This is a genomic window from Herbidospora sp. RD11066 (genome assembly GCF_054661255.1).
This window is the reverse complement of the sequence record NZ_BAAGDO010000014.1, coordinates 40,401-64,254: the sequence shown is the minus strand read 5'-3', so window position 1 is coordinate 64,254 and position 23,854 is coordinate 40,401. Positions and strand designations below refer to the sequence as shown.

Sequence of the window (23,854 nt, the reverse complement as noted above, 5' to 3'; positions counted from 1 at the left end):
TCAGAGCACGATCTGTCGAACCGCTTGAGCCAGTGTGTCAGGCGTACAGAGCACGATCTCTTCGTCCACCGCCGGGTCAAGTCCTTCGCCCCAGACGACTCCGAGTCCGTAAGGGGGGCTCGGCGTGGCGAGAGCTGGTTCGAATACCCGACGGTAGATGAGCAAGTCGGAAAGGGCCTTGCGGGCTGCCCCCTCTGGCGCCTTTTCCGTGTGCTTGCACTCGACGAGCAGCCAGCGGTCCTCACCTGCAGGATTGGTCCAGCGAAGCACTAGATCTGGGCGAAGCTCCTGGATGCGCGTGAACTGGTGGGACTTGAGGATCTTCCTATAGAGATTGCCCTGAACCAGCTCGCTTGGGGCGGACTGGTACCAGAGCCGAAGTTCCCGGCCGTCTGCACTGCTGCCGTCGCTGGCCACGCTTCCGTTGAAGGTGAAGAAGGGCTTCATGGCCCAGCCGTTCGCACGCAAGTTGTCGATCACCTGAAAAGTGACGAGCAGTTCGAAGAGCGTGGATTCGATGCTCGTCACCAGGCCGGCATTCTCAATGGCCTCCCGGATAGCCGCCCGGTCAGCCCGCTCCACCAACCGGACGAGCTTGTCGTAGGCGCCGAGGACGCTGGCAAAACGCACGGCCTCGCGTCCTGATCTGATCTTTCCGATGGCACGGTCAGATGGTCTGTGCCGTTCGATGCCAGTGAGGACTGAGTGGCCTTGCAGGCGCTGCGCCGCATCGCGCCGATCACGGACCTGCTGGCCAGCCCAGCTCTTCTGCACTTTGTCCGCCCACCCAGTTTCTTGAGCGGTCCGGACGATCGCATCGAGAACAGCCACGATCAGCTCGTTTACGGGCGCCTGATAGTGACGGTTCGACTGTTCAGTGACGAACAGCGTTTGCTGGCCTGAAGAAGCCCGAATGGCCAAGGTTGCAGGCCAGCGGATGACACCGTCAACACGATCCTCGGACTGCTGTTCCTCCCGTGACGTCGTCGTCGACAGGCGCCTGAGCAGGTTGGGCAAGTCTTTGAGAAAGGCATCCACTTCGGGCGACAGCAGGAATTGCAGTTCCCCGAGACGCATCGCTTCCGCCTCTGGCCACCGCAGGAGAGCTGCCGCCGCAAGTATCCCCGGCAACGCGGGCTCTGATGCCGGGGATACGTAGGACCAGATGACATTCCGCACCTCGGCGATCCGTGCTGCCCGGTCCCACGGAATGGTCCTCATCTGCCAGCCTTACGAGTTGGAAGAATTGAAGTGACCGGCCGGCAGCCCAAGGACATCAGTCATCGTGCGCTCAATCCGGCTCTTATTCTCCATGCCAATATGCTTCAGCATTTTCGCATACAGAGTCTCGCCTTGCTCTAAAGTGATTCCTTCGAACTGAGGCAGAAGAAAGCTGTAGAAAAGCTGGAAAGCCAGTTCATGCTGGAGTTCAGTGGTGATCTCGTCGTCGCCCACATATTCGCGGGCGAACCGCGCCATGTCTTTGAAGGTCGCCGGACCGAACTGCTTGATGGCAACGGTCTCGTAGATACCTCTTACTACTTCGTTGAGAACTACCTCTCGATCAGGCTCCATCCCTTCAAGTTCGGAGCGCCACAGCTTTTCAGCGATATCTGCGCCTGGCGGCGGAACTTCGATGAACGCGAACCGTCTCATGAGCGCATAGGACATCTCAAAGAGAAGCGACTTATCGAACACATTCATCGTCGCCACGATGCGCCACGAACGGGAGACCCGGATCACGTCGTATTCACTAGAGGGATACCGGCCCTCCGCACCTTCGGGAACCAGCGCAATCAGCCGCTCACCATTGCTGTGAGTCAGGACGACCGGCTGGTTCGAAAGCACTGTGAACATCTGGCCGAAAGCGCGGTCGAATTGAGATCGATTGAGCTCGTCGATGATGAGCCAGCGGTCTCCGCGTATCACCGTGAGGAAGAGGCCGTCGCAGAACTTCAGGCTTCCGTTATCGCCGCTCGGCCGTAGCCCGCCTATCGTCTCGAAGGTCGTCCAGTCAGCGGTTGCGGTGGTGAGCGTGTAGCCGCTGCACCAGCCCGCCTGCTCGCCCAGCTGGCAGATGACCTCTGCGAGCGTGGTCTTGGCCGTACCTGGTGGGCCAGTCAGGATGATGTGTTTACCGCTTCGGATCGCCGCGGCAACGGACCGAAGGGTTTGCCCCTCTAGGTACAAGCCCCGCGCACTGGCCAGGGCCTCGAGTGAGGCAGCATTGAAGGTCTCTACGGGTTTCATTACTGCAACCTCGCCGGCGTAGCAATACTCGAAGAGAGGCGCAGCGGCATTGGCCATGTCCAAGAACATGCCAGCCACTTCAGGGCCTGCCTTTTCCAGCTCTTCTGGGCCGAGATAGAGAGACACACTAGCTTGGGTCTGGCCAGGACTTCCGGCAAAGGCCAGCCATTCTTCAAGTGAGCTGAACTCACCGCGGCCAGGCTCCTCACGCCACGACTTGCGAAACCGTACCCCTTCGGGGAGAGCAGCAGCCACTCGCTGGATGAGGTCGGGCGGAACGGATCGCAAGCGATCGTGAAGGGCCTGGAAAGCCTCCTCAGCCACCTTCACTTTATCGCGTTCCGTCATCTGAGCTTTGCCCGCACCAAGACATAAACATATTTCCGCCCCTCGCACCGAGATGATACAGGCGACCTGTAGGGCAAAAGATTTATTTGGAACACTGGCCGGATGAATGCAGCTCCAGATATCCTTAGATGTGGTGGCATTAGCCTGATACCCGCTGGCGATAGCAACCATGTCGACATCGATCCCGGCATTCTCCTGAAGCCATGAAGCGATGACTTTGAGCCGCTCCCATATCCCCTTGAAGTGCTTCTGATCTTCTAGCGGTACAGTCTCATTTCCCCATCTGACCGGCTTCGGGTAGCGCGCAAATAGCTGAGTATCCCCGCGATCAAAGGATATACTTATGGGAGTTTCCGAGGGGGCACCTATATCGAACCCTAGCCGCTGCAGGGTGTTGACAGTCTGGTCTCCGCCGCTGAAATTATTGGGCAATGGCCCGAGGTTCGGATATTCGTAACCATGCGCGGCCGCGAGGAGAGGCTTCGAGTCGTACTCTCTGCCGTCATACTTGACGACGAATTTCCGCGACTTGCCAAAGCCATATTTCTTGGCGAAGAGGTCGCGGCCAATGTGGTCGTACTCCTCCATTGCTTCGAAGACAGCATCGCGGCTGGTCAAATCGCTGGGCCCCATAGAGACGACCCTATCGGGGCGCGTACCGGTCTTCGTGCGATATAGATGGACATGCGCGACACCTGGCGCCCAACAGAAGGTCTGACGTGGTCTTCGCCGGAACTCCCCGCCCCGCTCGGCGGTGGCATCATGCCGAGAGCGAGCTCGACGACTTCGCGATCGTGAGCTTCCGGGTGTCCGCCGAGCGGCTGGCCGCCCTGCTTCCGCCCGGTTTCGCCCCCATGCGGTTCGACTGGGCGGCGGGTGGCTCCGGTTCACTGGTGTCGGCGGTGGCGTTCCGGGATCGGGACTTCCACTTCCGGTTCTGCCCGCCCGTCGCGATCGCCTGCGGCCAGATCAACTACCGCGCCTACGTCACCTGCGACGGCGATCCCGGCGTCTGGTTCTTCCGGACCGCCCTCGACCACCCGCTCGTCGCGGTGCCGCGCCACCTCTGGGGGATGCCGTGGCGGCGCACCCGGATCGCGATCACGGGCGACTGGGGTCCGGAACCCCGCTGGGAACTCGACGCCGACGACGCGGAGTGCCGGGCGTCGGGCGTGGCGCCGTACCCCCTCGACGGCCTGGGAGACGACTGGTTGTCGCTGCTCACGCACCCCACGCGGGGCTGGTTCCAGGGGCGGCGGTCGGTCGGGACCTACAGCGTGTGGCACCCCGTCATGGAGCCCGTTTTCCTCGAAGCGGCGCATGCCGGATTCCGGCTGTTCGAGGAGCTGGAACTGGTCGAACCGGAACAGGAACCTCATTCAGTTCTGGGGCAGGCGTCTCTCCATTTTGACGTCCATGTCCCCCCACGCATTTCCTAGGATGCTCGCCATGACGGAGACGACCATCCGCGCGTTCGACGATCTCGATGTCCGGCTGCGGGTTCTCATCGACGGCTATGCCGACCAGCATCTGCTCGGCGACCTGACGGATCGGGTCGTCATGTGCTGCCAGACCCGCAGCAGCGGGACGGGGCATCTCAGCGCCGGGGTCCTCACCCCGGCCCTCATCGTGATCGTGATGGTGCGCCCCGACGGCGCCTCGATGCGACTCGGCGGCCGGTTGGCCAATGCCGACATCAGGCGCGGCGAGGGCGGCATCCACGTGCACACCCAGTGGTTCGGGGTGAACGAGGCCAGCGCCTACCTGCTGCCCCTCGACGAGGGATCCGGGGGGAGCTACTTCCTCGACGCGCTCCGGACCCGGATCATGATCGCCCGCCACTCGTAACTAGGGCGCGGTCTCCGGGTCGGAGACGCGGAACCAGCGGCAGCCGTAGTCGGCCACGTCGACCTCGACGCTTCCTCCGGTGATCTCCACGACGTCGTCGGAGAACAGGTCGGCCAGGACCTTCCCGTCGGCGTCGAGGTCGAGGGTCACCTTGGTCGCCCGGCCGGCGAAGTTGTGCAGGGTCACGATCCCCCCGTTCCGGATCACCAGAACCGCGTCGTCGCCGCCGTCGAGCACCTCGTAGCCGCCCCAGGCCAGCTCGGGCGCCTCCCGGTACTGCTCCACGAGACGGCCGATCCACGACAGCAGCGAGTCGGGGTCGCGCCGCTGGGCGCTCACGCTGACCTCCGACGGGCCGAACGGGCCACCGGTGAGGGGGATGGCGGGTTCGACGGCGCTGAATCCGGCGTGCCTCCCGGGCGTCCACTGCATCGGGGTGCGGACCGACTGGCGGCCCTCGATGGCGAGGTTCTCCCCCATGCCGATCTCTTCGCCGTAGAACAGCACGGGGGTGCCGGGCAGGGCGAACAGCAGGCTGTAGACCATGCGGATGCGGCGCGGATCGCCGTCGAGCATGGTCGGCAGGCGGCGCCGGATGCCCCGGTCGTAGATCCGCATGTCCTCGTCGGGGGCGAAGGCGGCGAAGACCTCTTCGCGCTCCTTCTTGGTGAGCTTGTCGAGGGTCAGTTCGTCGTGATTACGCACGAACGAGGCCCACTGGCTGTCCTTCGGCGGCAGCGGCCGTTCCCGCAGGGCTTCGGCCAGGGGACGGGAGTCCTCCCGGGCCAGCGACAGGTACATGCGCTGCATGCCGATGAAGTCGAAGCACATGGTGATCTCGTTGCCGAGCGGGGTGTCACCGAAATAGGCCATCAGGTCGTCGTACGGGAGATTGACCTCCCCCAGCAGCATCGCGGTGCCGTCCCGGCGGTTCATGAAGGCGCGGAGATCGGCGAAGAACAGGTGGGGGTCGGGCAGGCTGTCGTCCTTCTCCAGGACCCGTTCGACCAGGAACGGCACCGCGTCGACCCGGAAGCCCGACAGGCCCAGTTCCATCCAGAATCCGAGGATCCGGGCGATCTCGTCCCGAACCTCGGGGTTGGACGTGTTGAGGTCGGGCTGGAACTTGTAGAAGCGGTGGAAGTAGTACTGGCCGGTCTTCTCGTCGAGCTGCCAGAGGCTGTCCTCCTGGTCGGGGAAGACCACGCCCTTGGGGTCGTCGGGCTCGGGGGTGTCCGACCAGATGTACCAGTCGCGGTGCTTCGATTCCTTGGACGACCGGGCGTCCTTGAACCAGGGGTGCTGGTCGGAGGTGTGGTTCACGACCAGATCGGCGATCACCCGGATGCCCCGGTCGCGGGCCACCCGCATGAACTCCACGAAATCGCCCAGGGTGCCCAGGCGGGGGTCGACGCTGTAGAAGTCGACGATGTCGTATCCGTCGTCCTTGTCGGGGGTCGGGAAGAACGGCATCAGCCAGATGCAGGTCACGCCGAGCCGGTCGAGATGGTCGAGGTGCTGGATGGCGCCCCGGAAGTCACCGATCCCGTCGCCGTTGCCGTCGGCGAAGGTCTCGATGTCGAGGCAGTAGACGATGGCGTTCTTCCACCACAGTTCGGAGGTCTGGGTCAGCCGCATGGGCTCCGCCCCTACCCACCCCGAGACGAAGAAAGCCGACCGCTGCGCGAGGCATCGGTCGGCTTCTGTGTTGGAGCGGGTGAAACTAGATCGGCGTCACGTTCTCGGCCTGCGGACCCTTCTGGCCCTGCACGGTCTGGAAGCTGACGCGCTGGTTCTCGTCCAGGCTGCGGTAGCCACCGGCGTTGATCGCCGAGTAGTGGACGAACACGTCAGGGGTGCCGTCGTCGGGGGCGATGAAACCAAAGCCCTTTTCGGCGTTGAACCACTTGACGGTGCCTTCAGACAACTGCTTCTCCTTATTAGGAGCCTCACCGTCTCGTCAGGTCAACGAGACGGGCTGCCTAGCGGACCAGCCCTGCATCCGCCTACGTCGGAAAAGCAGTACGCCCGCTACCGGCCGCAAAGCCGGAGGCGTTCTTTACAAAACACCACTGCAACACGTCAAGCCTATCGCACCCCGAGGGCAGGAGCAGCCATGTACCACCTCGCGTGGCCATCGCCTCTGGTCAGCGAGTCGAGACGGCGTGGAAGTTCTTGTCTGGAGAAGGGATCGCCGAGCGCGTTGCGGATGTGGATCCCGACGGCGTACATGTCCCTGACCTCCATCAGGGTCGTGTATCCGGGCCAATCTCGCAGGTCAGAGCCGTAGGCGTGGGCGAAGGCGTCGACGTCGCCGGCCGAGAGGCCGAAACGGCGCTGCCCATGGTAGGTGTGGACGAGATCCCATTCACGGGGACCCACGGCCACGCCGTCCCAATCGCAAAGAATCGCATTACCGTCGCGGCACCGCAGAAGGTTGTCGATCCAGGCGTCGCCGTGCAGCAGGACGGGCGGGCCGGAGTCGAGGTGGTGCCACTGGTCGGTGAGGTCTTCGATCCGGTCGCCGAGCCAGCGCCGCTGGTAGGCGGTGAGCACCTCGGCCCGGTGTTCGACCGCGTGCCGGACCTCGGCCAGCGGGTCGGTGAGGCGCCGCAGCGGGATCGACGTCGGCACCGGCTCGCGATGGAGATCGCGCAGCACGTGGCCGAGCTCGGTGGTGGTCGGGGAGCCGTTGGAGCGGACGTACCGCCAGAAGGTGACGGCCCGGCCGCCGTGCACGATCGGCTGGTGGGGGATCTCGTCGACCGGGCGGACCGTCGGGAACCCCCGGTCGGCCAGCCAGCGGGCCACCGCCAGCACGACCGGCAGGCGGGTGAGGGCGTCGGGGGCGGTGGCGATCCGCACCACCATGTCACCCCGCAGCTTGAAGACGGCGTTGCTCCGCAGCCGCATCAGCCGGGCTCCGGAGGCGTCGACGCCGATGCGGTCGCAGACCGCGCGCAGAACCGTGTAGGCCTCGTCCGCGAGCGGACGGGCGGTGGTGGCGCGGGCGAGGTGCGTGATCGTCACGTGCGAGGCGCTCATATGGCCAGCCGGAGGGACGACTCCGACAGGACCTGGTTCAGGTTGCGGACGGCGGGGAGCCGCGGATCGGCCTCGTTCAGCAGCGCCTTCGCCCGGGTGATGACGATGGAGGTGCGGTGCTCGGCCGGGACCTGGCTGAGCGCCTGGGCCGCCAGGCGGCAGGCCTCCTCGTAGTCGCCGTGGCGGGCGAGATGGGTGGCCTGGTCGAGCAGGATCAGCGCGGGGTCGATCGTCTGGAACCCCGAGTCGAGTTCGAGGTTCTGGAGCTGCGAGTCGTCGCCGAGCTCGATCAGGGTGCCGGTTCGGTAGAAGCTCATACGTTTCTCGGTGAAGACGAAGGCGAGGTCGTCCTGGCTCATGCCGCGCATGCGGGCGAAGATCTGCTCCGCCTCGGCCAGGGCGATGCGGGCGGCCTTGCGGTCGCCCATCCGGGCCAGGGCCCGCGCCTCGGCCGCCGCGGCCAGGGCCGCCGGGGAGCTGGGGGCGGAACCGGCCAGCATGCGGGCCTCGCGGGCCAGCCGCACGGTCTCGGTGAGGTCGCCGTAGTAGTAGGGCAGCATCGTCTGGTTGGCCCGGACCAACGCGCGTAAGCGCAGGTCGCCGACGTCGTCGGCGGAGGTGCGGGCGGTGCCGTACCAGGCGTGGGCCTGGCGGGTGTCGCCGAGCTTCATCAGGGCGTCGGCCGACAGCAGGGCCAGCATGGTGGTGGCCGTCAGGAGGCGTCGCTGCACGCCGGCGGGCTGGCGGGCGCCGGTCAGTTTGCGTACGTCGGCCAGTTCCAGCATCACCCGGCAGAGCATGGGCGTGGGCGGGGTGGTCATGTATTCCCGCCGGTAGCGCAGCACCTGCTCGTCGAGCCGGTCGAGCTGGTCTTCGGTGACCGTCGTGGTGGCCAGGGACCGGTCCAGGTCGTGGCGGGTGCCCTCGACCTCGGCGAAGAACCGTCCGTTGGGGGTGCCCATCAGCATCGCCTGGTGGAACAGGGCGCGCCGGTCGGTGTCGTCGTCGGCCAGGTCTTCGACGTGGACGGAACCGTCTTCCGACGACCCGTTCGCCACGACCACGACCTTCTGGCTCACGCCGGGGTCCTCGCAGTAGTCGGCGGCGAGGCCGAGGCGTACCGCGTTGGCCTTGTAGAGCCGGGCCAGCAGGTCGATCGTCTGGGGGCGCGGGCGCGCCCGGTTGTTCTCCCATGCGTTGAGCAGGTCGATGCTGGCCCGTGGCAGGCCGAGCGACTGCTGCTCACAGAGGTATTCGAGTTCCTCGATCGCCTGACGTGCCGACCATCCCCGGCCGAGCCGGTGCGCTTTCAGCATGCTGACGCCGCAGCAGCCGTGGATCGCCTGGACCGTCTGCCACATCGACCACTGCCGTGCCTCGGCCTGCTCGCGCCAGCGACGAGCACATGCCGGAGAATGCTCTCCTCGGGCCATCCCGCCTGCCCTTCCGCTGCTGACATCCCGCCGGTACCAGTCTGCCCTCAGGCAGGGGGTTCGGCGATTACGGGTGTTACCACCACGTTAATCGGCTGGCACTCAACCGCCAGCCCTGTTATGGCTTCGTATCCACGGAACCGTGGGTCTTCCACTGAATACCAGCGAGTTCCCTGGTTATTGCACGTATTCGGCTAGTACGCCCGATTGCCGGGCAGTCATCCCAGGTTCACCCTTTCCGGAGAAAGGTCGCAACGTCCCCTGGAGACCACCATGGCGATGAAGGCAGATCGCAGCGAGGCGATGGACCACCTGGAACGGCTCGCCGCCCAACTCGAGGCGCACTCGTTCCAGGTACGCCTGTCGGCGCCGGCCGGCCTCTACCCCCGGCTGCGGGTCGTGAACCCGATGGCCCCGGCGATGGCCGAGGACGTCCTGGCGTCCGACACCAATGACGGAGAGTGGTGGTACTGGCTGTCGTGGGCCGGCCGCATCGGGCACGCCTCCGATGTCGTGACCGCCGCCGAACGCATCGCCTCCGTGCTGCACGTGATCCGCCGATAATTTCGGACACCCCTCAGCCGGTACGGCCCGCGCCTTCCGGCGGCCAGTTGTCAGGCGGCACCCGCGCCCCCTTCCCGTCAAGGAATGGGGCCGCGGCCCACCCACGCCGACCCGGACCAGACAGTCGCTGACCGCCCCCGCCCACCCACCGGGGTGCGGGCCGTACCTCCACCCGACCGATTTGTCCAGAGCTGTTCCCCAGCCGTGACGGGTGGTTCATTACCCGGTCAACCCGTTTGACCTGTCTCACAATGAGGCATTCATGATGTGCAACGCACGTCTGCCCGTTTCTATCGACAGGACGCGGATTATTGGCTTACCCTCGGGTAGGTGGGACTTCGCCTATACGATACTTTCAGCCGGTCGGTCCGCGATTTCTCCCCCCGAATTCCGGGAATCGCATCGATTTATCTTTGCGGCCCCACCGTCGTCGTCCCGCCACATGTCGGGCAGATACGTTCGCAAGTGAACTTCGATATTCTCCATCGATGGTTATCCCATTCCGGATATCGCGTTCTCTTCTGCCGTAACGTCACCGACATCGAAGACAAGATCATCAGCCGCTCGCTCTCCGAGGGCGTGCACTGGTGGCGGATCACCGACCCGGTCTACCGCTCGTTCGAGAGCACCTACGAGGCCCTCGGATGCCTTCCGCCCAGCGTGGAGCCCCGTGCGACCGGCCACATCCCCGAGATGCTGGAGCTCATCGAGCAGCTCCTCGCCTCCGGCAACGCCTACGTCTCCGACGGGGACGTGTACTTCTCCATTTCCTCCTTCCCCGCCTACGGCGAACTCTCCGGGCAGCGCCCGAGCCAGATGCGCGGCGGCGAGGAACCCGGCCACGGCAAACGCGACCCCCGCGATTTCGCTTTGTGGAAAAGGGGCCGTCCGGGCGAACCCGTATGGCACGCGCCGTGGGGCGACGGGCGTCCGGGATGGCATCTGGAATGTTCGGCGATGGCCCGCAAATATCTCGGTACTGAATTCGACATTCACGGCGGCGGCGCCAACCTCATTTTCCCGCACCACGAAAACGAGATCGCCCAGTCGAGGGCGGCCGGCGACGGTTTCGCGCGCTTCTGGATTCACAACGGCCCGGTGACGCACCGGGGCGAGAAGATTCGCAAGGTCGCGATGAACCCGCTGTCGGTCAGCACCCTGCTGCGGCGGATTCGCCCGGTCGAACTCCGGTTCTATCTGGCCGCCTCCCACTATCGGTCGCCGATGGAATTCTCGGTGGGGGCGGTGGAGGAGAGCGCGGTGGCGTACAGGAGGATCGAACGTTTTGTTCACCGCGTGGCCGTCGGCGCGCCCGGCGAGCTTCCGCCGCAGTTCAGAGAGGCGATGGACCACGACCTGAACCTCCCGCAGGCGGTTTCGCTGATTCACGCGGCCGTCAATGAGGGGAACGCCGCCCTCGATTCCGGCGACGTTCTCAAGGCGGCCCGGAAATGCTCGGAGGTACGGGCGATGCTGGACGTGCTGGGCCTCGATCCGATGTCCGAGCACTGGGCCAGGGAAACGCACCTGAGAGAAGTCGCCGGAGCCGTGTTACATGTGGTCCGAAATCTCGCCGAGGCGAGTGCGGAGCGTGGCGAGTTCGAGAGAGCGCGGATCATGCAACGGCAGATCGACTCGGCCCTGAAGATTCGCCAGCGGGTTACGCTCTGAGGCGTGCCCGCGCCAAAGAAGATCCTCATTGACTGCGACCCCGGCATCGACGACGCCCTGGCGATCACCCTCGCCCACGGCTCCCCCGCGCTGGACCTCGTCGGCATCACGACGGTCGGCGGCAACGTCTCCCTCGACCTGACGACATTGAACGCCCTGAAGCTGCGCGACTACCTGGGCTTCCCGTCGGTCCCCGTGGTCCCCGGCTCCGCCGGCGCCCTGGTCGTCAGCCGGATCGACGCGGCGGAGGTCCACGGCTTCGGCGGCCTGGGCGGGGCTCTGTTGCCTGAGCCCCGGTCCTCGGTGAACCCCGGGCACGCGGTCGACTTCATCATCGACACCCTCGCTGCGTCTCCGGGCGAGATCTCCCTGGTGGCGGTGGGACCGCTGACGAACATCGCTCTGGCGGTCCGCAGGGAGCCGCGGATCATGGAGTGGGCGCGAGACTTCACGATCCTGGGAGGGTCGTACACGCGCGGGAACCGCACCCCCGCGGCGGAGTTCAACATCGCCGCCGACCCGGAGGCGGCGGCGATCGTCTTCGGCGCGGGCTGGACGGTCAACCAGATCGGCCTCGACGTGAGCCTCCGGGCGCTGGCGACGGGGACGGTGCTGGATCGGATGCGGGACCTGGAACGGCTGGGGAGCGAGCTGCTGATCCCGGCCCTGGAGTTCTACGGGATGACGACCGCCCACGACGGGCCCGCCGTCCACGACGCCCTGGCCGTCGCCTATGTGGCCGACCCGAGCCTGTTCGAGTTCACGCCCGCCGTGGTCGACGTGGAGACGGCGGGCCGCTTCACTTCGGGCATGACGGTGATCGACTTCAACCTGAGGGGCCGCGAGCCGAACGCGAACGTGGCGAGGTCGATCGACGTCGACCGGTTCTGGGAATTGACTCTGGACGGCTTCTCTCGAGTGGCGCTTCAGCTTCCCTGACCTCGATTGCATTTATTGCACTTGCTGCAGATAATGCTAGGGAGAGGGGGCCGATGATGACGGTGCGAACTCCGAAGTCCCTGGAGCCCGGCAAAGTAGACGCGCAGGACGCCGGCCGCGCCATGCGACGGATCAAGGACTATCTCGCCACCCACCCCGGCAGCGACGACATCCTCGTCACCGGGGAACTGGCCGGAGACGAGACGCTCGTCCTGCCCCGCGATGTCGTGACGATGCTGGCCTACATGCTCACGCAGCTCGCCGAGGGACACGGCGTGACCGCGATGCCCAACCACGCCGAACTGACCACACGGCAGGCCGCCGACCTGCTGAATGTGTCCAGGCCTTACCTCGTCGGTCTGCTCGATGCGGGCAAGATCCCCCACCGGCTCGTCGGGCGGCACCGGCGCATCCGGTTCGAAGACCTGATGGCCTACAAGCGGCTGAACGACGCCGACACCCACAAGGCCGCCGACGACCTCATAGCCCTCAGCGAGGAACTGGACCTGTACTGATGACGTTCGCCGTGGTGTACGACGCGAATGTGCTGTACGGCAACGAGGTCCGTGACCTGCTCATCCGGATCGCCCGATCCGGCATGGTCCGGGCGCACTGGACCAACGAGATCCTCGACGAGATGGTTCGCAACCTCGCCACGAACCGGCCGGACATCTCGCCGGACAAGCTGGCGATCCTCCGCGAGCGGATGAACGCCGCGCTTCCGGGGGCGCTGGTAGCGGGCTACGAGGCACTCACCGAAAGCCTCAAGCTTCCCGACGCTGACGACAGACACGTTCTCGCGGCCGCTATCAAGAGTGGTGCGGAGATCATCGTCACCTCGAACCTGAAGGACTTCCCCGTCGGTGCAGTCGAGACGTACGGCATCGTCGCCATGACCCCCGATGACTTCGTCCTCGACCAACTCGACCTCGACGAAGGCACAGTACGCACCTGCGTTCAGGAGATCGCCAACGGCAGGACCCGTCCACCCAAGACGTTCGCGGCCATCCTCGATGCGCTCGAGCGCGCCGGGCTCATCGAATCGGCGGCGGCACTCCGGGATTGAAACCCTCCCGACCTATCGCTACGTGGATTTAACACGTCACGGTATGCAGCGAATCAACCGTCAGATATTTTGTCGACAATCGACGGGAGGTGCACCCATGTACCCGGCATGCGACGCCACTCCATACACCTGGCCCTACGACGGCGTGATCGACCCGCGCCACACGGCCCTCATCTGCATCGACTGGCAGGTCGACTTCTGTGGCCCCGGCGGCTACGTCGACCGGATGGGCTACGAACTCCCCCGTCAGGGCCTGGAGCCCACCGCCCGTGTCCTCGCGAAGGCCCGCGACCTGGGCTTCACCGTCATCCACACCCGTGAGGGCCACCGCCCCGACCTCTCCGACTGCCCGTCGAACAAGCTCTGGCGCTCCAAGGCGATCGGCGCCGGCATCGGAGATCTGGGACCACAGGGACGCATCCTCGTCAGAGGCGAGCCGGGCTGGGAGATCGTCCCGGAGGTAGCTCCCATCGATGGGGAGCTCGTCATAGACAAGCCCGGCAAAGGGTCGTTCTACGCCACCGATCTCGACCTCTTACTCAGGACGCGCGGCATCACGCACCTCGTCCTGACCGGGATCACGACCGACGTCTGTGTCCACACGACCATGCGCGACGCCAACGACCGCGGCTACGAGTGCCTGCTCCTTAGTGACTGCACCGGAGCCACCGACCACGGCAACTACGAGGCCGCGCTCAAGATGGTCACCATGCAGGGTGGCGTGTTCGGCGCCATCGCCCCCTCGGAAGCGTTCCTCAAGGCACTGGAGGGCTAGTGGATCTGCAGATTCCGGCGTTGAAGGCGGCATACAGGAACGGGTTGCATCCCCGTGAGGTCGTCGCCGAGGTCTACCGGCGGATCAAGGCCAGAGGCGACGACGGGGTCTGGATCAGCCTCCGGCCGGAGGACGAGACCCTCGCCGAGCTGCCGGACGATCCCGACCTGCCCCTCTACGGCATCCCCTTCTCCGTCAAGGACAACATCGACGTCGCGGGCATGCCCACGACCGTGGCCTGCCCCGACTACGCCTACCGGCCCGGCCGGTCGGCGCCGCTGGTCGACCGGCTGATCAGCGCGGGCGCGATCCTGATCGGGAAGAACAACCTCGACCAGTTCGCCACGGGGCTGTCGGGGTCGCGCAGCCCCTACGGGTCGGTGGAGTCTCCCCTGGTCGAGGGGCTGATCTCGGGGGGCTCGTCGTCGGGGTCGGCGGTGGCGGTGAGCGCGGGGCTGGTCAGCTTCTCGATCGGGACCGACACGGCCGGGTCGGGGCGGGTTCCGGCGGTCATGACCGGCACGGTCGGGCTCAAACCGTCGAAGGGGCTGGTCAGCACGCTGGGGGTGGTGCCGGCGTGCGCGTCACTCGACTGCCCGAGCGTGTTCGCGCTCAATGTGCCCGACGCGCGGGCCGTGCTGGAGACCATCGAGGGGTACGAGCAGGACGACCCCTGGTCGCGGCGGCTCCCCCGTGCCACGGCGGCCATCAGGAGGATCGGGGTCATCCGGGGGGACGGCGAGTGGGCGGGGGTGCTCACGAGGCTCGAAGATCTCGGGTACGAACTCGTCGACATCGACGTCGAGCCCTTCCTCGCGGCCGGGCGGCTGCTCTACGAGGGGCCGTGGGTGGCGGAGCGCTGGAGTGTGCTCGGGCCGTTCGTCGAGGCGCACCCCGATTCGCTTCATCCGGTCACGGCGCGGGTTCTCGGGACGGGTGCCGACATTTCCGGGTCTGACACCTTCCGGGGCATCCACCGGCTCCAGGAGCTCAACGCCGAGACCCGGCAGACCTGGGCGAAGGTCGACGCGATCGCGCTGCCCACGGTGCCACAGACGTTCACTCTGGACGAGATGGCCGAAGATCCCATCGCCAGGAACTCGATCCTGGGCACGTACACGACCTTCGCCAATCTCCTCGATCTGGCCGGGATCGCCGTTCCGGCCGGCCTCACGTCCGCGGGCAGACCGCTCGGCGTCACCCTGCTGGCCCCCGCAGGCGCCGACGGTCCGCTCGCGGACGCCGCCGAACGGTTCCACACCGGCCGCGCGGGAGCGACTCCGTACCGGATCAGGAACGGGAAGAGGCTGCTGGCCGTGGTGGGGGCCCACCGGACCGGCCATCCCCTGCACCCTGAGCTCCTCGCGCTGGGGGCGACATCGGCGGGCATCGCCCACACGGCCAGGGCGTACCGGCTCTTCGATCTCGGCGACCGGCCGGGGCTGGTCAGGCACGACGACGGCGAGAGCATCGAGGTGGAGCTCCACTACGTGGCGACCGAGAGGCTGGGTGAGTTGCTCGTGGGCATCGCCCCGCCGCTCGGGCTCGGGTCGGTCGAGCTCGACGACGGCACCCGCGTCACCGGGTTCCTCTGCGAATCCCACGCCGTCACCGGTGCCAGGGACATCACGGGTTACGGCTCCTGGCCGGACTACGTGAGCAACAGGCCGTAACATCCGGCGGCATCACGCGAAACATCGGTTTCCTACGCTCCGGACATGGCGGACATATTCGACTCATATGCCCTGGCCGATGCATGGGACGAGATGTTCGAGCGCCCGGGAGTCCCCCGGGCGCCGTATCAAGGGCTGTTCGCGGCCCTGCAACCACTCGGGGCCGACGAGCTCCGGTTCCGGGCCGAACAGCTGACCCGGGTCTTCACCGACAGAGGCGTGACCTTCGACTACGCGGGTGAGGAAAGGCCCTTCCCGCTCGACCTCATCCCCCGGGTGATCGACGCGGCGGAGTGGGACCTGATCGCCCGCGCGGTCCGCCAGCGGGTGCGCACACTGGAGGCCTTCCTCGCGGACGTGTACGGCGGGCGCCAGATCTTCCACGACGGGGTCGTCCCGTGGTCGCTCCTGCACAGCTCTCCCCACTTCCACCGGATGGCCGACGGGATCAAACCGGCCAACGGCGTACGGGTCCACATCGCCGGCATCGACATCATCCGCGACGAACTGGGTGCGTTCCGGGTGCTGGAGGACAACGTCCGCACCCCGAGCGGGGTCAGTTACGTCCTGGAGAACCGCCTGGCGATGATGCGCACCCTCCCGGCGCTGTTCACCGAGCAGCGGGTGCGCGCGGTCGACGAATATCCGGGCCGCCTTCTGGCCGCGCTGAGACAGGCGGCGCCGACGGCGATCAACGATCCGACGGTGGTCGTGCTGACCCCGGGTGTCTACAACGCCGCCTACTTCGAGCACGCCCTGCTCGCCCGGCTGATGGGCGTGGAGCTCGTCGAGGGGCGCGACCTGGTCTGCGAGAACAACCGCGTCTACATGATCACCACGCACGGCAAGCGGCCCGTGCACGTGATCTACCGGCGGGTCGACGACGACTACCTCGACCCTCTCCACTTCCGGCCCGACTCGACCCTCGGCTGCCCCGGGCTGCTCAACGCCGCCCGCGCGGGCACGGTCGCCATCGCCAACGCGGTCGGCAACGGGGTCGCGGACGACAAGCTGCTCTACACCTACGTACCGGACCTCATGAAGTACTACCTCGGCGAGACCCCGCTGATCTCCAACGTCGAGACCTACCGGCTGGAGGACGCCGACACGCTCGGATGGGTGCTCGGCAACCTCGACCACCTGGTGCTCAAGCCGGTGGACGGAGCCGGGGGCAAGGGCATCGTCATCGGTCCCCGGGCCGAAGAGGAGACCCTGGTGACGCTGAAGGAGAACGTACAGAAGGATCCTCGCGGGTGGATCGCCCAGCGGCCCGTCGCCCTGTCCACCTCACCGGCCCTGATCGGCGACCTGCCGAGGCCCCGGCACATCGACCTGCGGCCGTTCGCCGTCAACGACGGCGACGACGTCTGGCTCCTGCCGGGCGGGCTCACCCGGGTCGCCCTCCCGGAGGGGGAACTGGTCGTGAACTCCAGCCAGGGCGGGGGCTCCAAGGACACCTGGGTGCTGTCGGAGCCCGGACCGCGCATTCCGCACGTCGTGACCGGCGGGCACATGCCGCCGGCGCATTGGCAACCGAGCCGCAACGCCGCCTGGGACGGGGAGGCCGACCAGTGAGAGAACTGCTGAGCCGCATCGCGGAGACCCTCTATTGGATCGGCCGCTACGTCGAGCGCTCCGACGACATCGCCCGCCTGCTCGACGTCTCCCTGCACCGCACGCTGGGCGACGACGAGGACTGGTCGACGGTCCTGGCCATCCTCGGCCACGAGGGCGGCGACAGCCCGACGACCGAGACGATGATCCAGCGCCTCGCCTACGACTCGGCCACCCCGAGTTCGATCGCGGGCTGCGTCCGCGCCGCCCGCGAGAACGCACGCGGTGTACGGGAGATCATCTCCAGCGAGGTCTGGGAGTGCCTCAACGTCACCTGGAACGAGCTGCCCATCCGCCAGATCGGCGCCGAACGGCTCGGCCCGCACGGCTATCTCCGGTACGTGCGCGAGAGGGCCGCCCTGTTCTCGGGTCTGGCCGACGCGACGATGAGCCGCGACGACGGCTGGCTGTTCATGGTGCTCGGCCGCAGCCTGGAGCGGGTCGACATGACCGCCCGCCTGCTCGCGGTCCACGGCGAGGTGCTGCCCAGCGAGTACGCGCCGCCGTCGGAGTCGACCGGCTGGAAGGTCCTGCTGGAGGCGTGCGGCGCCGACGAGTCGTTCACCCGCACCCATCGGGGCGACTCGAAGAAGGTGCTGGAGTTCCTGCTGCTCGACCGGCTGTTCCCCCGCTCGGTCATGCACGCCCTCACCACCGCCGAGCAGTGCCTGGCCGAACTCAGCCCCAACCAGGGCAGGGCGGGCATGAGCGACCCCGCGCGGGCGGCCATCGGGCGGGTCAGGATGGCCCTCGAATACGCCGACACGGCCGGTCTGGAGGAGCAGCTCCCCGAGTTGCTGATCACCCTCCAGGCGGCGTGCGTGATCGCGTCGGAGGGTCTGACGGAACGGTTCTTCCAGCACGCCTCGACGGTGCGCTGGGAGCTGGGCGTGCAGGCGCTGGGAGGTGTGGTGTGGAAACCGGCTGGCGTGTGAAGATCCGCCACTCGACGTTCGTGGAGTACGAGGGCGACGCCGCGTCGTCGTACAACGAGGTCAGGATGACCCCGGTGGACGACCACCGCCAGGCCACCCTCGACTCCCACCTGGTCATCCGGCCCGGCACGCCGGTCTGGACCTACCGCGACTACTGGGGCACCAACGTCAGCGTCTTCGACGTGACGGGCGGCCACCGCACGCTGTCGATCGACGCGGTGGCCCGGGTCGACACGTCGGCGGCGAAGCCACTGGCCAAACCGCTGCCGTGGGAGGTCCTGAAGGCGGTCAACGGGCCCGTCGCCGAGCTGCTGCGGCCGACCCCCAGAACCACGATCAGCTGTGGCGAGGTCGGGGTATCACAGTCGTATGGCCGCGACCCCCACGAGACCGCCGAGGCGATCGCCTGGGCCGTGTACGAGCGAGTCGAGTACGTCCCCGGCGCCACCGGGGTCCTCACCAGTGCCCAGGAGGCCTGGGACCAGGGGAAAGGCGTCTGCCAGGACATGGCCCACCTCACGGTGGCGCTGATGCGGGCCGCCGGTCTGCCCGCCCGCTACGTCTCGGGCTACATCCATCCGTCGCCGGACGCCGCCATCGGCGAGGCCGTCGCGGGGCAGTCGCACGCGTGGGTGGAGTACTGGTCGGGCGAGTGGAACGGGCTCGACCCGACAAACCGCTCAAAAGTAGGCGAAACACATGTAGTGGTAGCGCGCGGGAGAGACTACGCTGACGTACCCCCTTTGAAAGGTATTTACCAAGGACCACCTGCGGGAAGACAAGAAGTAAAGGTTGAAGTGACCCGGTTGGCGTGATCATTACGTATTACTGGGAAGGCTGAGACCAATACGAGAGAGGAGAGCCTCTTGTGAAAAGGGTCCAGATCGTCCAGCGCCCCCGTCCGCCCCGGCAGCCGCTGCCCATCGACCTACGCACTCCTTCCGGGCGGGTCCTCCCTTTTTGACCCGGCCCCCGACCTACCGCCGGCCCGACGACGCGTCGGCGGCCCGTTCATAACAGCGTTCGAACCCTTCAAGGACCACCGGCCACGAGCATCTGACCGGCGACGTCGATCGATTGTGCTCGGCGATCGCCCCTCGTAGCGCAGGGTCCCCCGCGAGCCGGGCCACCGCACCGGCCAGCTCGTCGAAGGTGCGCCCCAGCAGGCCTTCCTTGCCGGGGCTCACGAAGTCGGCCACACCGCTCTGCGAGCGTGCCACCACCGGCACCCCCGCCGCGCGAGCTTCCAGCGCGGCCAGACCGAACGACTCCCGGGGCGCCGGGGCGACGAAGACGTCGGCCTCCGCCAGCAGCCCCCTGATCTGTTCCCGGGTGTACCTCCCCGGCATTTCGACCCAATCGATCCTCCTCGACCGCAGATGGCGCTCCATCTGCCCCCGTGCGGGCCCGTCACCCACGATCGTGGCCCGCAGGGTGATCGGGTCTTTGGTCTTGACCCTGGCGGCCTCCAGGAGTTTGAGGAGTCGCACGGGCTGCTTGCGCGGCGCCAGCCGCCCCACCGCGACCACGTGAACCTCATTGGTGGGTGTACGGCCCGGGCCCTCTGGCCGCCAGTCGGACAGGTCGAGCCCGTTCGACACGACGTGGACGGGCGTGCGCGGCCCGGCCACCCGCCGGATGGGCCGGGCGGCGGCCTCGGAGACCGCTGTGCCGACCAGCCCCCAGTTCTGCCACCCCCACGTGGCCCGCAGCGCCCGGTAGAGGTTCGCCGTGACGGGATCCCACATGCTGTGCACCGTCACCACGGTCGGGATCTTCGCGCGCCGCGCGGCCAGCACCCCCATCCACGCGAACGGCGACACCGCGCCGGTGTGGACGTGGACGACCTCGGGCCGGTAGCGCGTCATGATCCGGGTCAGGTGACCCGTGCCGCGTGGATGGACCGGCAGGTCGAAGGGCATGCGCGCGGTCACGCGGTGGACGCCGGGAAGCGGCTCCCCCGGCGTGGCGGTGACCACCTCGACCTCGTGGCCGGCCCCCCGCTGGCTCCGGATCAGGTCGGCGACCTGCACCTCGATGCCGCCCAGCCGGGGCAGGTAGCAGTCGCTCACGTGAAGGATGCGCACCCGATCAGCCTGACAGAGGTCCGGACCCGGCTCAAACGCGCGATCAGAGGGTGGGATCATGTGTCGGGTGAAGACAGCGGTGTTCTTTCACGCCCATCCCGACGACGAGGCGCTGCTGACCGCCGGGACCATGGCGATGCTCGCATCCGAAGGCCACCGCGTGGTCCTGGTGGTGGCCACAGCGGGCGAACACGGCCTCGCCGAGCTCCCACACGGCGACGAGCTGGGCGAGACCCGCATGAACGAGCTCTACGACTCGGCCGCCCGGCTGGGCTGCGCCCGGGTGGTGCGTCTGGGCTACGCCGATTCGGGCCTGGAGGCCGGTGGCGGCGCCGAAGACCGTCCGGCCGACGCGTTCATGGACGCCGACATCGAAGAGGCGGCCACGCGCCTGGCGGCCGTCCTCGACGAGGAGAAGGCCGAGCTCCTGACCATCTACGACCCGTCGGGCGGCTACGGCCACCCCGACCACGTGCAGGTCTACCGGGTGGGCACCCGGGCGGCGAAGCTGGCCGCGATCCCGCCGATCCTGCTGGAGGCGACCGTCAACCGCGACCCTCTCCTGAAGGGCGTCCGCCTAGCGGCCAGGCTCTACCCCCAGCTCGACATCCGCTCGTTCGAGACCGCCTACTCGGCCTCGGCCGACATCACCCACCGCGTGAACGTCCGCAAATGGACCTCCGTCAAACGCCAGTCGATGGCCGCCCACGCCACCCAGGCCAGCGGCGGCGACGGCGACCGCACCCTGGCGGCCCTGCTGAAGATCCCGGCCCCGGTCTATCGCTACGTCTTCGGCACTGAGTGGTACGTCCGCCGCGACCTGCCCCCGGGCACCCGCATGAGCCACCCTTTCGACGACTAGTGCCTGTTTCCACCGGCCGACCCGCGCTGACGCCGATGCGCCTTCTGATCGTCGCTTTCGTTATCGCCGCCTGCGACGATGGCCACGTCTTCCGGGATGGACGGAGTCGTGATGAGGCGATCGTTGGCTTTGGTCGTGGCCGCGCTGCTGGCCGGTGGGGTGGCCGCGCCCGCTGCGGCGGTCGCGCAGACCCGGCCGCCCGACCCCGTGCGGGCCGTGCAGAAGCAGTTACGTCAGGGGCACGGGGTGCGGATCTCCGAGCTCACCGCGATGATCGACGGGACACACTCCACCGCTGCGGCCCGCACACGCGGTCAGGTGCAACTGAGCCCGAAGGGGCCGGTCGCCTACGACGCCACCCATTACTCCATTCTCGTTCCGTACGACGACCAGGAATCCTCCTGGCGGGCCGCTCTCGGCGGGGCCGACTGGGACGACACCACGTATGTCGGCGGGGTCACGTACACGCATGAACCGCCCGGCAGTCTCCCCGACGGTAAGTCGTGGATCCGGTGGGACCGGAAGGCGCCGGAGGTCGCGGTCTTCAGCGATCAGGCGATCAACGTGTTCGACGAACGCGTTCTGCGCACTCTGCTGCGCGGGGTCACCGGCAAGGCCGTTTCCGGCGGGTATGTCTACCGCGGCGTCGTGAGCCACAAGCGGCTGGGGCTACCTCCCACCGGTGACGTGAAAGACGAGATCCACTGGTCGCTCTGGACCGACGCCAAGGGCCTGCCCACCCGGCTCCGGACCACGGACCTCGTCTACGGCCGGGAGCCGAAGATCGGCCACAGCTACGACACCCGCTTCCTCGACTGGGGGTTCCCCCTGGTCGTCACCGCGCCGCCGGCCGACCAGGTGATCGACTCGGCCGACGTGTGACGGCTCACCGGCTCGCGTCCTTGAGCAGGCCCTAGCCCCTCGCGAAGGCGACGACCTCCTCGAAGCCCGGGTCGTAGCCGTCGGTGGTGTCCACGGTCAGCACCGGCACGTCGAGGGAGATCGGGACGAACGCGTCGAGGGAGTGGTCACCCGCGGCAACGGCGCTCAGCAGTGCGCGGTCCGCGTGCGCGGCGCGGTGCGGGACCTCCTGCGCGCGCCGGAGGATCCGCTCTCGCGCGAGCTCGGCGTCGACGGTGCACCGTACGACCCGGACCCGGGCCAGGCCGAGCAGAGGCTCCAGGTTCGGCCGCCAGAGCCGGTCCTGGTAGGCCGCCTCGGCGACCACGGTCACCCGCGCGCGGGCCAGCGCCTCCATCACGTCGAAGAAAGCCTTCAGGGTCGCGCGGTTGAGCGGATCGTCGTCTCCTCCCGGGGAGGCCAGGACCATGCCCTGCTTGATCTCGTCACGAATGATCGCCGGGCAGCCCCGGGCCTCGGCGAGCCGACGGGCCAGAGTGGTCTTTCCCGAACCCGGCGGCCCGCTCACCACGGTCAGCGTCGGCCTCGTGATCTCGGCGCGCGTGTCCGCCCGGGCCTTGTGGTCGGCCATGGCCCGTCCTCTCTTCCGAAGGGCGCGTCCACCCTGGGGACCTGGCTCGGTTCGTACCAGAGAAGGAGCGAAGCGGTCTCCCCGACCGGCAGACTGGGGCGCATGAACAGGTGGGTGCGGGTCGGTATGTCGGTGGCGTCGCTGGCGCTGGCGGCGGGGCTGATCGTCTACCTGCCCACGATCATCGGGTCGCTCACCGGGGCGACGATGTCGTGGCGTCAGATCGGTGATCTGTTCGGGGCGGTCTCGTGGCAGATGGCCGCGTTGATGACCGTCGTGTGGCTGGCCAGTCTGCTGGCCTACACGTTCGTGCTGACCGGGTCGCTCCCCGGGCTGGGGCACACGCAGGCGCTGACGCTCAACGCCGCCGGGAGCGCGGTCAGCAATCTGCTGCCGTTCGGCGGGGCGGCGGGGGTCGCGCTGACGATGGCGATGACCAAGGGGTGGGGGTTCCCCGTCGGGGCGATCGTGGCGTCGACGCTGGTCAGTGGCGTGTGGAACATGATCTTCCGGTTCCTGCTGCCCGCCGCCGGGATTCTGGCGCTGCTGTTCTCGGGGACGGCGCTCTCCCCGGACGTGACCAAGGCGGGGTGGGTCGCCTCGGCGTCGCTGCTGGTGCTCGTGGTCATCGTGGGGTCCGCCCTGTTCTGGGACCGGGGGGCCAGGGTCATCGGGCACGGCGCCGACCGGGTGGTGGCGCTGTCGCCGAAGAAGATCCGGCCGGCCGAGCGGTGGGCTTCTGAGGCCATCCACAAACTGCGGGCCGACATGGCGGGGGTCGTCCGCACCGGCTGGGTGAAGATGTCGTTCGGGATGGTCTTCTTCCTGGGGTTCCAGTGGCTCATCCTGGCGTTGTGCCTGGTCGGGACCGGCGCGTGGGTGGGCTTCGCGCAGTCGGTCGCGGTGTTCGCGCTGTCGCGGGTGCTGACGAGCGCGCTGGCCACGCCGAGCGGCGCCGGATTCATGGAGGCGGGCACCGCGCTGGCGCTGATCGGGTTCGGCGCGGGCGAGGCGCAGGCCACCGCCGCCGCCATTCTTTTCGGATTCTGGACCTACACGATCGAGATCCCGTGGGGTGGACTGGCTCTTGGCGGCTGGGTTCTGCTGCGCAGGCGGGAGGGTAAGCGGGAGTCCGAACCGGTTACTAGCGAGAAAGCATCATGATCTTGCGCGACAATTGACCTCACTCTCCCCGAAGTGAGGTTGACCGGTGAACGTCTTGTGTACCGTTTGGCGGCGCGCATAGCGTGGC

23 protein-coding genes are annotated in these 23,854 nt (G+C 67.3%); 15 read left to right on the top strand and 8 right to left on the bottom strand.

Going from position 1 to position 23,854, the window contains the following annotated elements; all coding sequences use genetic code 11:
• Together ACYQ78_RS36350 and ACYQ78_RS36345 are read right to left on the bottom strand one after the other, a co-directional pair.
• Positions 1 to 1,221, bottom strand: coding sequence for a hypothetical protein (locus tag ACYQ78_RS36350; RefSeq protein ID WP_459805523.1), 1,221 nt, complete (start codon positions 1,219 to 1,221; stop codon positions 1 to 3).
• Between the two features lie 9 nt (positions 1,222 to 1,230).
• On the bottom strand, positions 1,231 to 3,231 hold the full coding sequence (locus ACYQ78_RS36345; RefSeq protein ID WP_459805522.1) for an AAA family ATPase: 2,001 nt from the start codon (positions 3,229 to 3,231) through the stop codon (positions 1,231 to 1,233).
• An 86-nt stretch (positions 3,232 to 3,317) separates the two neighbouring features.
• Between ACYQ78_RS36345 and ACYQ78_RS36340 the strand changes: the two genes are divergently transcribed.
• Both ACYQ78_RS36340 and ACYQ78_RS36335 read left to right on the top strand, forming a co-directional pair.
• Complete coding sequence (locus ACYQ78_RS36340) at positions 3,318 to 4,037, top strand: DUF2071 domain-containing protein (RefSeq protein ID WP_459805521.1); 720 nt, start codon at positions 3,318 to 3,320, stop codon at positions 4,035 to 4,037.
• Between the two features lie 10 nt (positions 4,038 to 4,047).
• Positions 4,048 to 4,446 (top strand): hypothetical protein, encoded by a 399-nt coding sequence (locus ACYQ78_RS36335; RefSeq protein WP_459805520.1) that lies wholly within the window; start codon positions 4,048 to 4,050, stop codon positions 4,444 to 4,446.
• On the opposite strand, the gene ACYQ78_RS36330 is transcribed toward ACYQ78_RS36335, so the two are convergent.
• The 4 genes from ACYQ78_RS36330 to ACYQ78_RS36315 all read right to left on the bottom strand — a co-directional run bounded on the left by ACYQ78_RS36330 (position 4,447) and on the right by ACYQ78_RS36315 (position 8,924).
• Positions 4,447 to 6,084, bottom strand: a complete 1,638-nt coding sequence (locus ACYQ78_RS36330; protein ID WP_459805519.1) for an alpha-amylase family protein — start codon at positions 6,082 to 6,084, stop codon at positions 4,447 to 4,449.
• Between the two features lie 85 nt (positions 6,085 to 6,169).
• Positions 6,170 to 6,373 (bottom strand): cold-shock protein, encoded by a 204-nt coding sequence (locus ACYQ78_RS36325; protein WP_061298987.1) that lies wholly within the window; start codon positions 6,371 to 6,373, stop codon positions 6,170 to 6,172.
• Positions 6,374 to 6,534: 161 nt separating this feature from the next.
• Complete coding sequence (locus ACYQ78_RS36320) at positions 6,535 to 7,476, bottom strand: aminoglycoside phosphotransferase family protein (protein WP_459805518.1); 942 nt, start codon at positions 7,474 to 7,476, stop codon at positions 6,535 to 6,537.
• Positions 7,477 to 7,487: 11 nt separating this feature from the next.
• On the bottom strand, positions 7,488 to 8,924 hold the full coding sequence (locus ACYQ78_RS36315; protein WP_459805517.1) for a helix-turn-helix domain-containing protein: 1,437 nt from the start codon (positions 8,922 to 8,924) through the stop codon (positions 7,488 to 7,490).
• A gap of 273 nt (positions 8,925 to 9,197) precedes the next feature.
• Here ACYQ78_RS36315 and ACYQ78_RS36310 point away from each other — a divergent pair, with 273 nt between their 5' ends.
• The 10 genes from ACYQ78_RS36310 to ACYQ78_RS36265 all read left to right on the top strand — a co-directional run bounded on the left by ACYQ78_RS36310 (position 9,198) and on the right by ACYQ78_RS36265 (position 18,976).
• A complete protein-coding gene (locus ACYQ78_RS36310) occupies positions 9,198 to 9,488 on the top strand; it encodes a hypothetical protein (protein WP_245657407.1) in 291 nt (96 codons plus the stop codon).
• Positions 9,489 to 9,818: 330 nt separating this feature from the next.
• A complete protein-coding gene (gene cysS, locus ACYQ78_RS36305) occupies positions 9,819 to 11,159 on the top strand; it encodes a cysteine--tRNA ligase (RefSeq protein WP_459805516.1) in 1,341 nt (446 codons plus the stop codon).
• Positions 11,160 to 11,162: 3 nt separating this feature from the next.
• Complete coding sequence (locus ACYQ78_RS36300) at positions 11,163 to 12,098, top strand: nucleoside hydrolase (RefSeq protein ID WP_459805515.1); 936 nt, start codon at positions 11,163 to 11,165, stop codon at positions 12,096 to 12,098.
• Positions 12,099 to 12,154: 56 nt separating this feature from the next.
• A complete protein-coding gene (locus ACYQ78_RS36295; protein ID WP_459805514.1) occupies positions 12,155 to 12,613 on the top strand; it encodes a helix-turn-helix domain-containing protein in 459 nt (152 codons plus the stop codon).
• Complete coding sequence (locus ACYQ78_RS36290) at positions 12,613 to 13,164, top strand: PIN domain-containing protein (protein WP_459805513.1); 552 nt, start codon at positions 12,613 to 12,615, stop codon at positions 13,162 to 13,164. Before ACYQ78_RS36295 ends, ACYQ78_RS36290 begins: the two co-directional genes overlap by 1 nt.
• Positions 13,165 to 13,261: 97 nt before the next feature.
• Positions 13,262 to 13,939: a biuret amidohydrolase gene (gene biuH / locus ACYQ78_RS36285; RefSeq protein ID WP_459805512.1), complete on the top strand. Its 678-nt coding sequence runs from the start codon at positions 13,262 to 13,264 to the stop codon at positions 13,937 to 13,939.
• A complete protein-coding gene (gene atzF, locus ACYQ78_RS36280) occupies positions 13,939 to 15,612 on the top strand; it encodes an allophanate hydrolase (RefSeq protein ID WP_459805511.1) in 1,674 nt (557 codons plus the stop codon). The genes biuH and atzF overlap by 1 nt, the downstream gene beginning before the upstream one ends.
• Positions 15,613 to 15,657: 45 nt before the next feature.
• Positions 15,658 to 17,187: a circularly permuted type 2 ATP-grasp protein gene (locus ACYQ78_RS36275; RefSeq protein WP_459805510.1), complete on the top strand. Its 1,530-nt coding sequence runs from the start codon at positions 15,658 to 15,660 to the stop codon at positions 17,185 to 17,187.
• Positions 17,184 to 18,161 carry an alpha-E domain-containing protein gene (locus ACYQ78_RS36270; protein ID WP_459805509.1) on the top strand — a complete coding sequence of 326 codons (978 nt, stop codon included), beginning with the start codon at positions 17,184 to 17,186 and terminating at the stop codon, positions 18,159 to 18,161. Before ACYQ78_RS36275 ends, ACYQ78_RS36270 begins: the two co-directional genes overlap by 4 nt.
• On the top strand, positions 18,140 to 18,976 hold the full coding sequence (locus ACYQ78_RS36265) for a transglutaminase family protein (protein ID WP_459805508.1): 837 nt from the start codon (positions 18,140 to 18,142) through the stop codon (positions 18,974 to 18,976). The genes ACYQ78_RS36270 and ACYQ78_RS36265 overlap by 22 nt, the downstream gene beginning before the upstream one ends.
• 162 nt (positions 18,977 to 19,138) lie before the next feature.
• On the opposite strand, the gene ACYQ78_RS36260 is transcribed toward ACYQ78_RS36265, so the two are convergent.
• Entirely contained in the window at positions 19,139 to 20,248 is a 1,110-nt protein-coding gene (locus ACYQ78_RS36260; protein ID WP_459805507.1) for a glycosyltransferase family 4 protein, read from the bottom strand.
• A 58-nt stretch (positions 20,249 to 20,306) separates the two neighbouring features.
• Between ACYQ78_RS36260 and ACYQ78_RS36255 the strand changes: the two genes are divergently transcribed.
• Positions 20,307 to 21,110, top strand: a complete 804-nt coding sequence (locus ACYQ78_RS36255) for a PIG-L family deacetylase (protein WP_459805506.1) — start codon at positions 20,307 to 20,309, stop codon at positions 21,108 to 21,110.
• 111 nt (positions 21,111 to 21,221) lie between these two features.
• The gene (locus ACYQ78_RS36250) at positions 21,222 to 21,992 is read left to right on the top strand and encodes a hypothetical protein (RefSeq protein ID WP_459805505.1); all 771 of its coding nucleotides are present in this window, start codon (positions 21,222 to 21,224) and stop codon (positions 21,990 to 21,992) included.
• 31 nt (positions 21,993 to 22,023) lie between these two features.
• Here the strand turns inward: ACYQ78_RS36250 and ACYQ78_RS36245 are convergent, their stop codons facing one another.
• A complete protein-coding gene (locus ACYQ78_RS36245; protein WP_459805504.1) occupies positions 22,024 to 22,602 on the bottom strand; it encodes an AAA family ATPase in 579 nt (192 codons plus the stop codon).
• 102 nt (positions 22,603 to 22,704) lie between these two features.
• Here ACYQ78_RS36245 and ACYQ78_RS36240 point away from each other — a divergent pair, with 102 nt between their 5' ends.
• Positions 22,705 to 23,766 (top strand): lysylphosphatidylglycerol synthase domain-containing protein, encoded by a 1,062-nt coding sequence (locus ACYQ78_RS36240; RefSeq protein WP_459805503.1) that lies wholly within the window; start codon positions 22,705 to 22,707, stop codon positions 23,764 to 23,766.
• Positions 23,767 to 23,854: the final 88 nt, after the last annotated feature.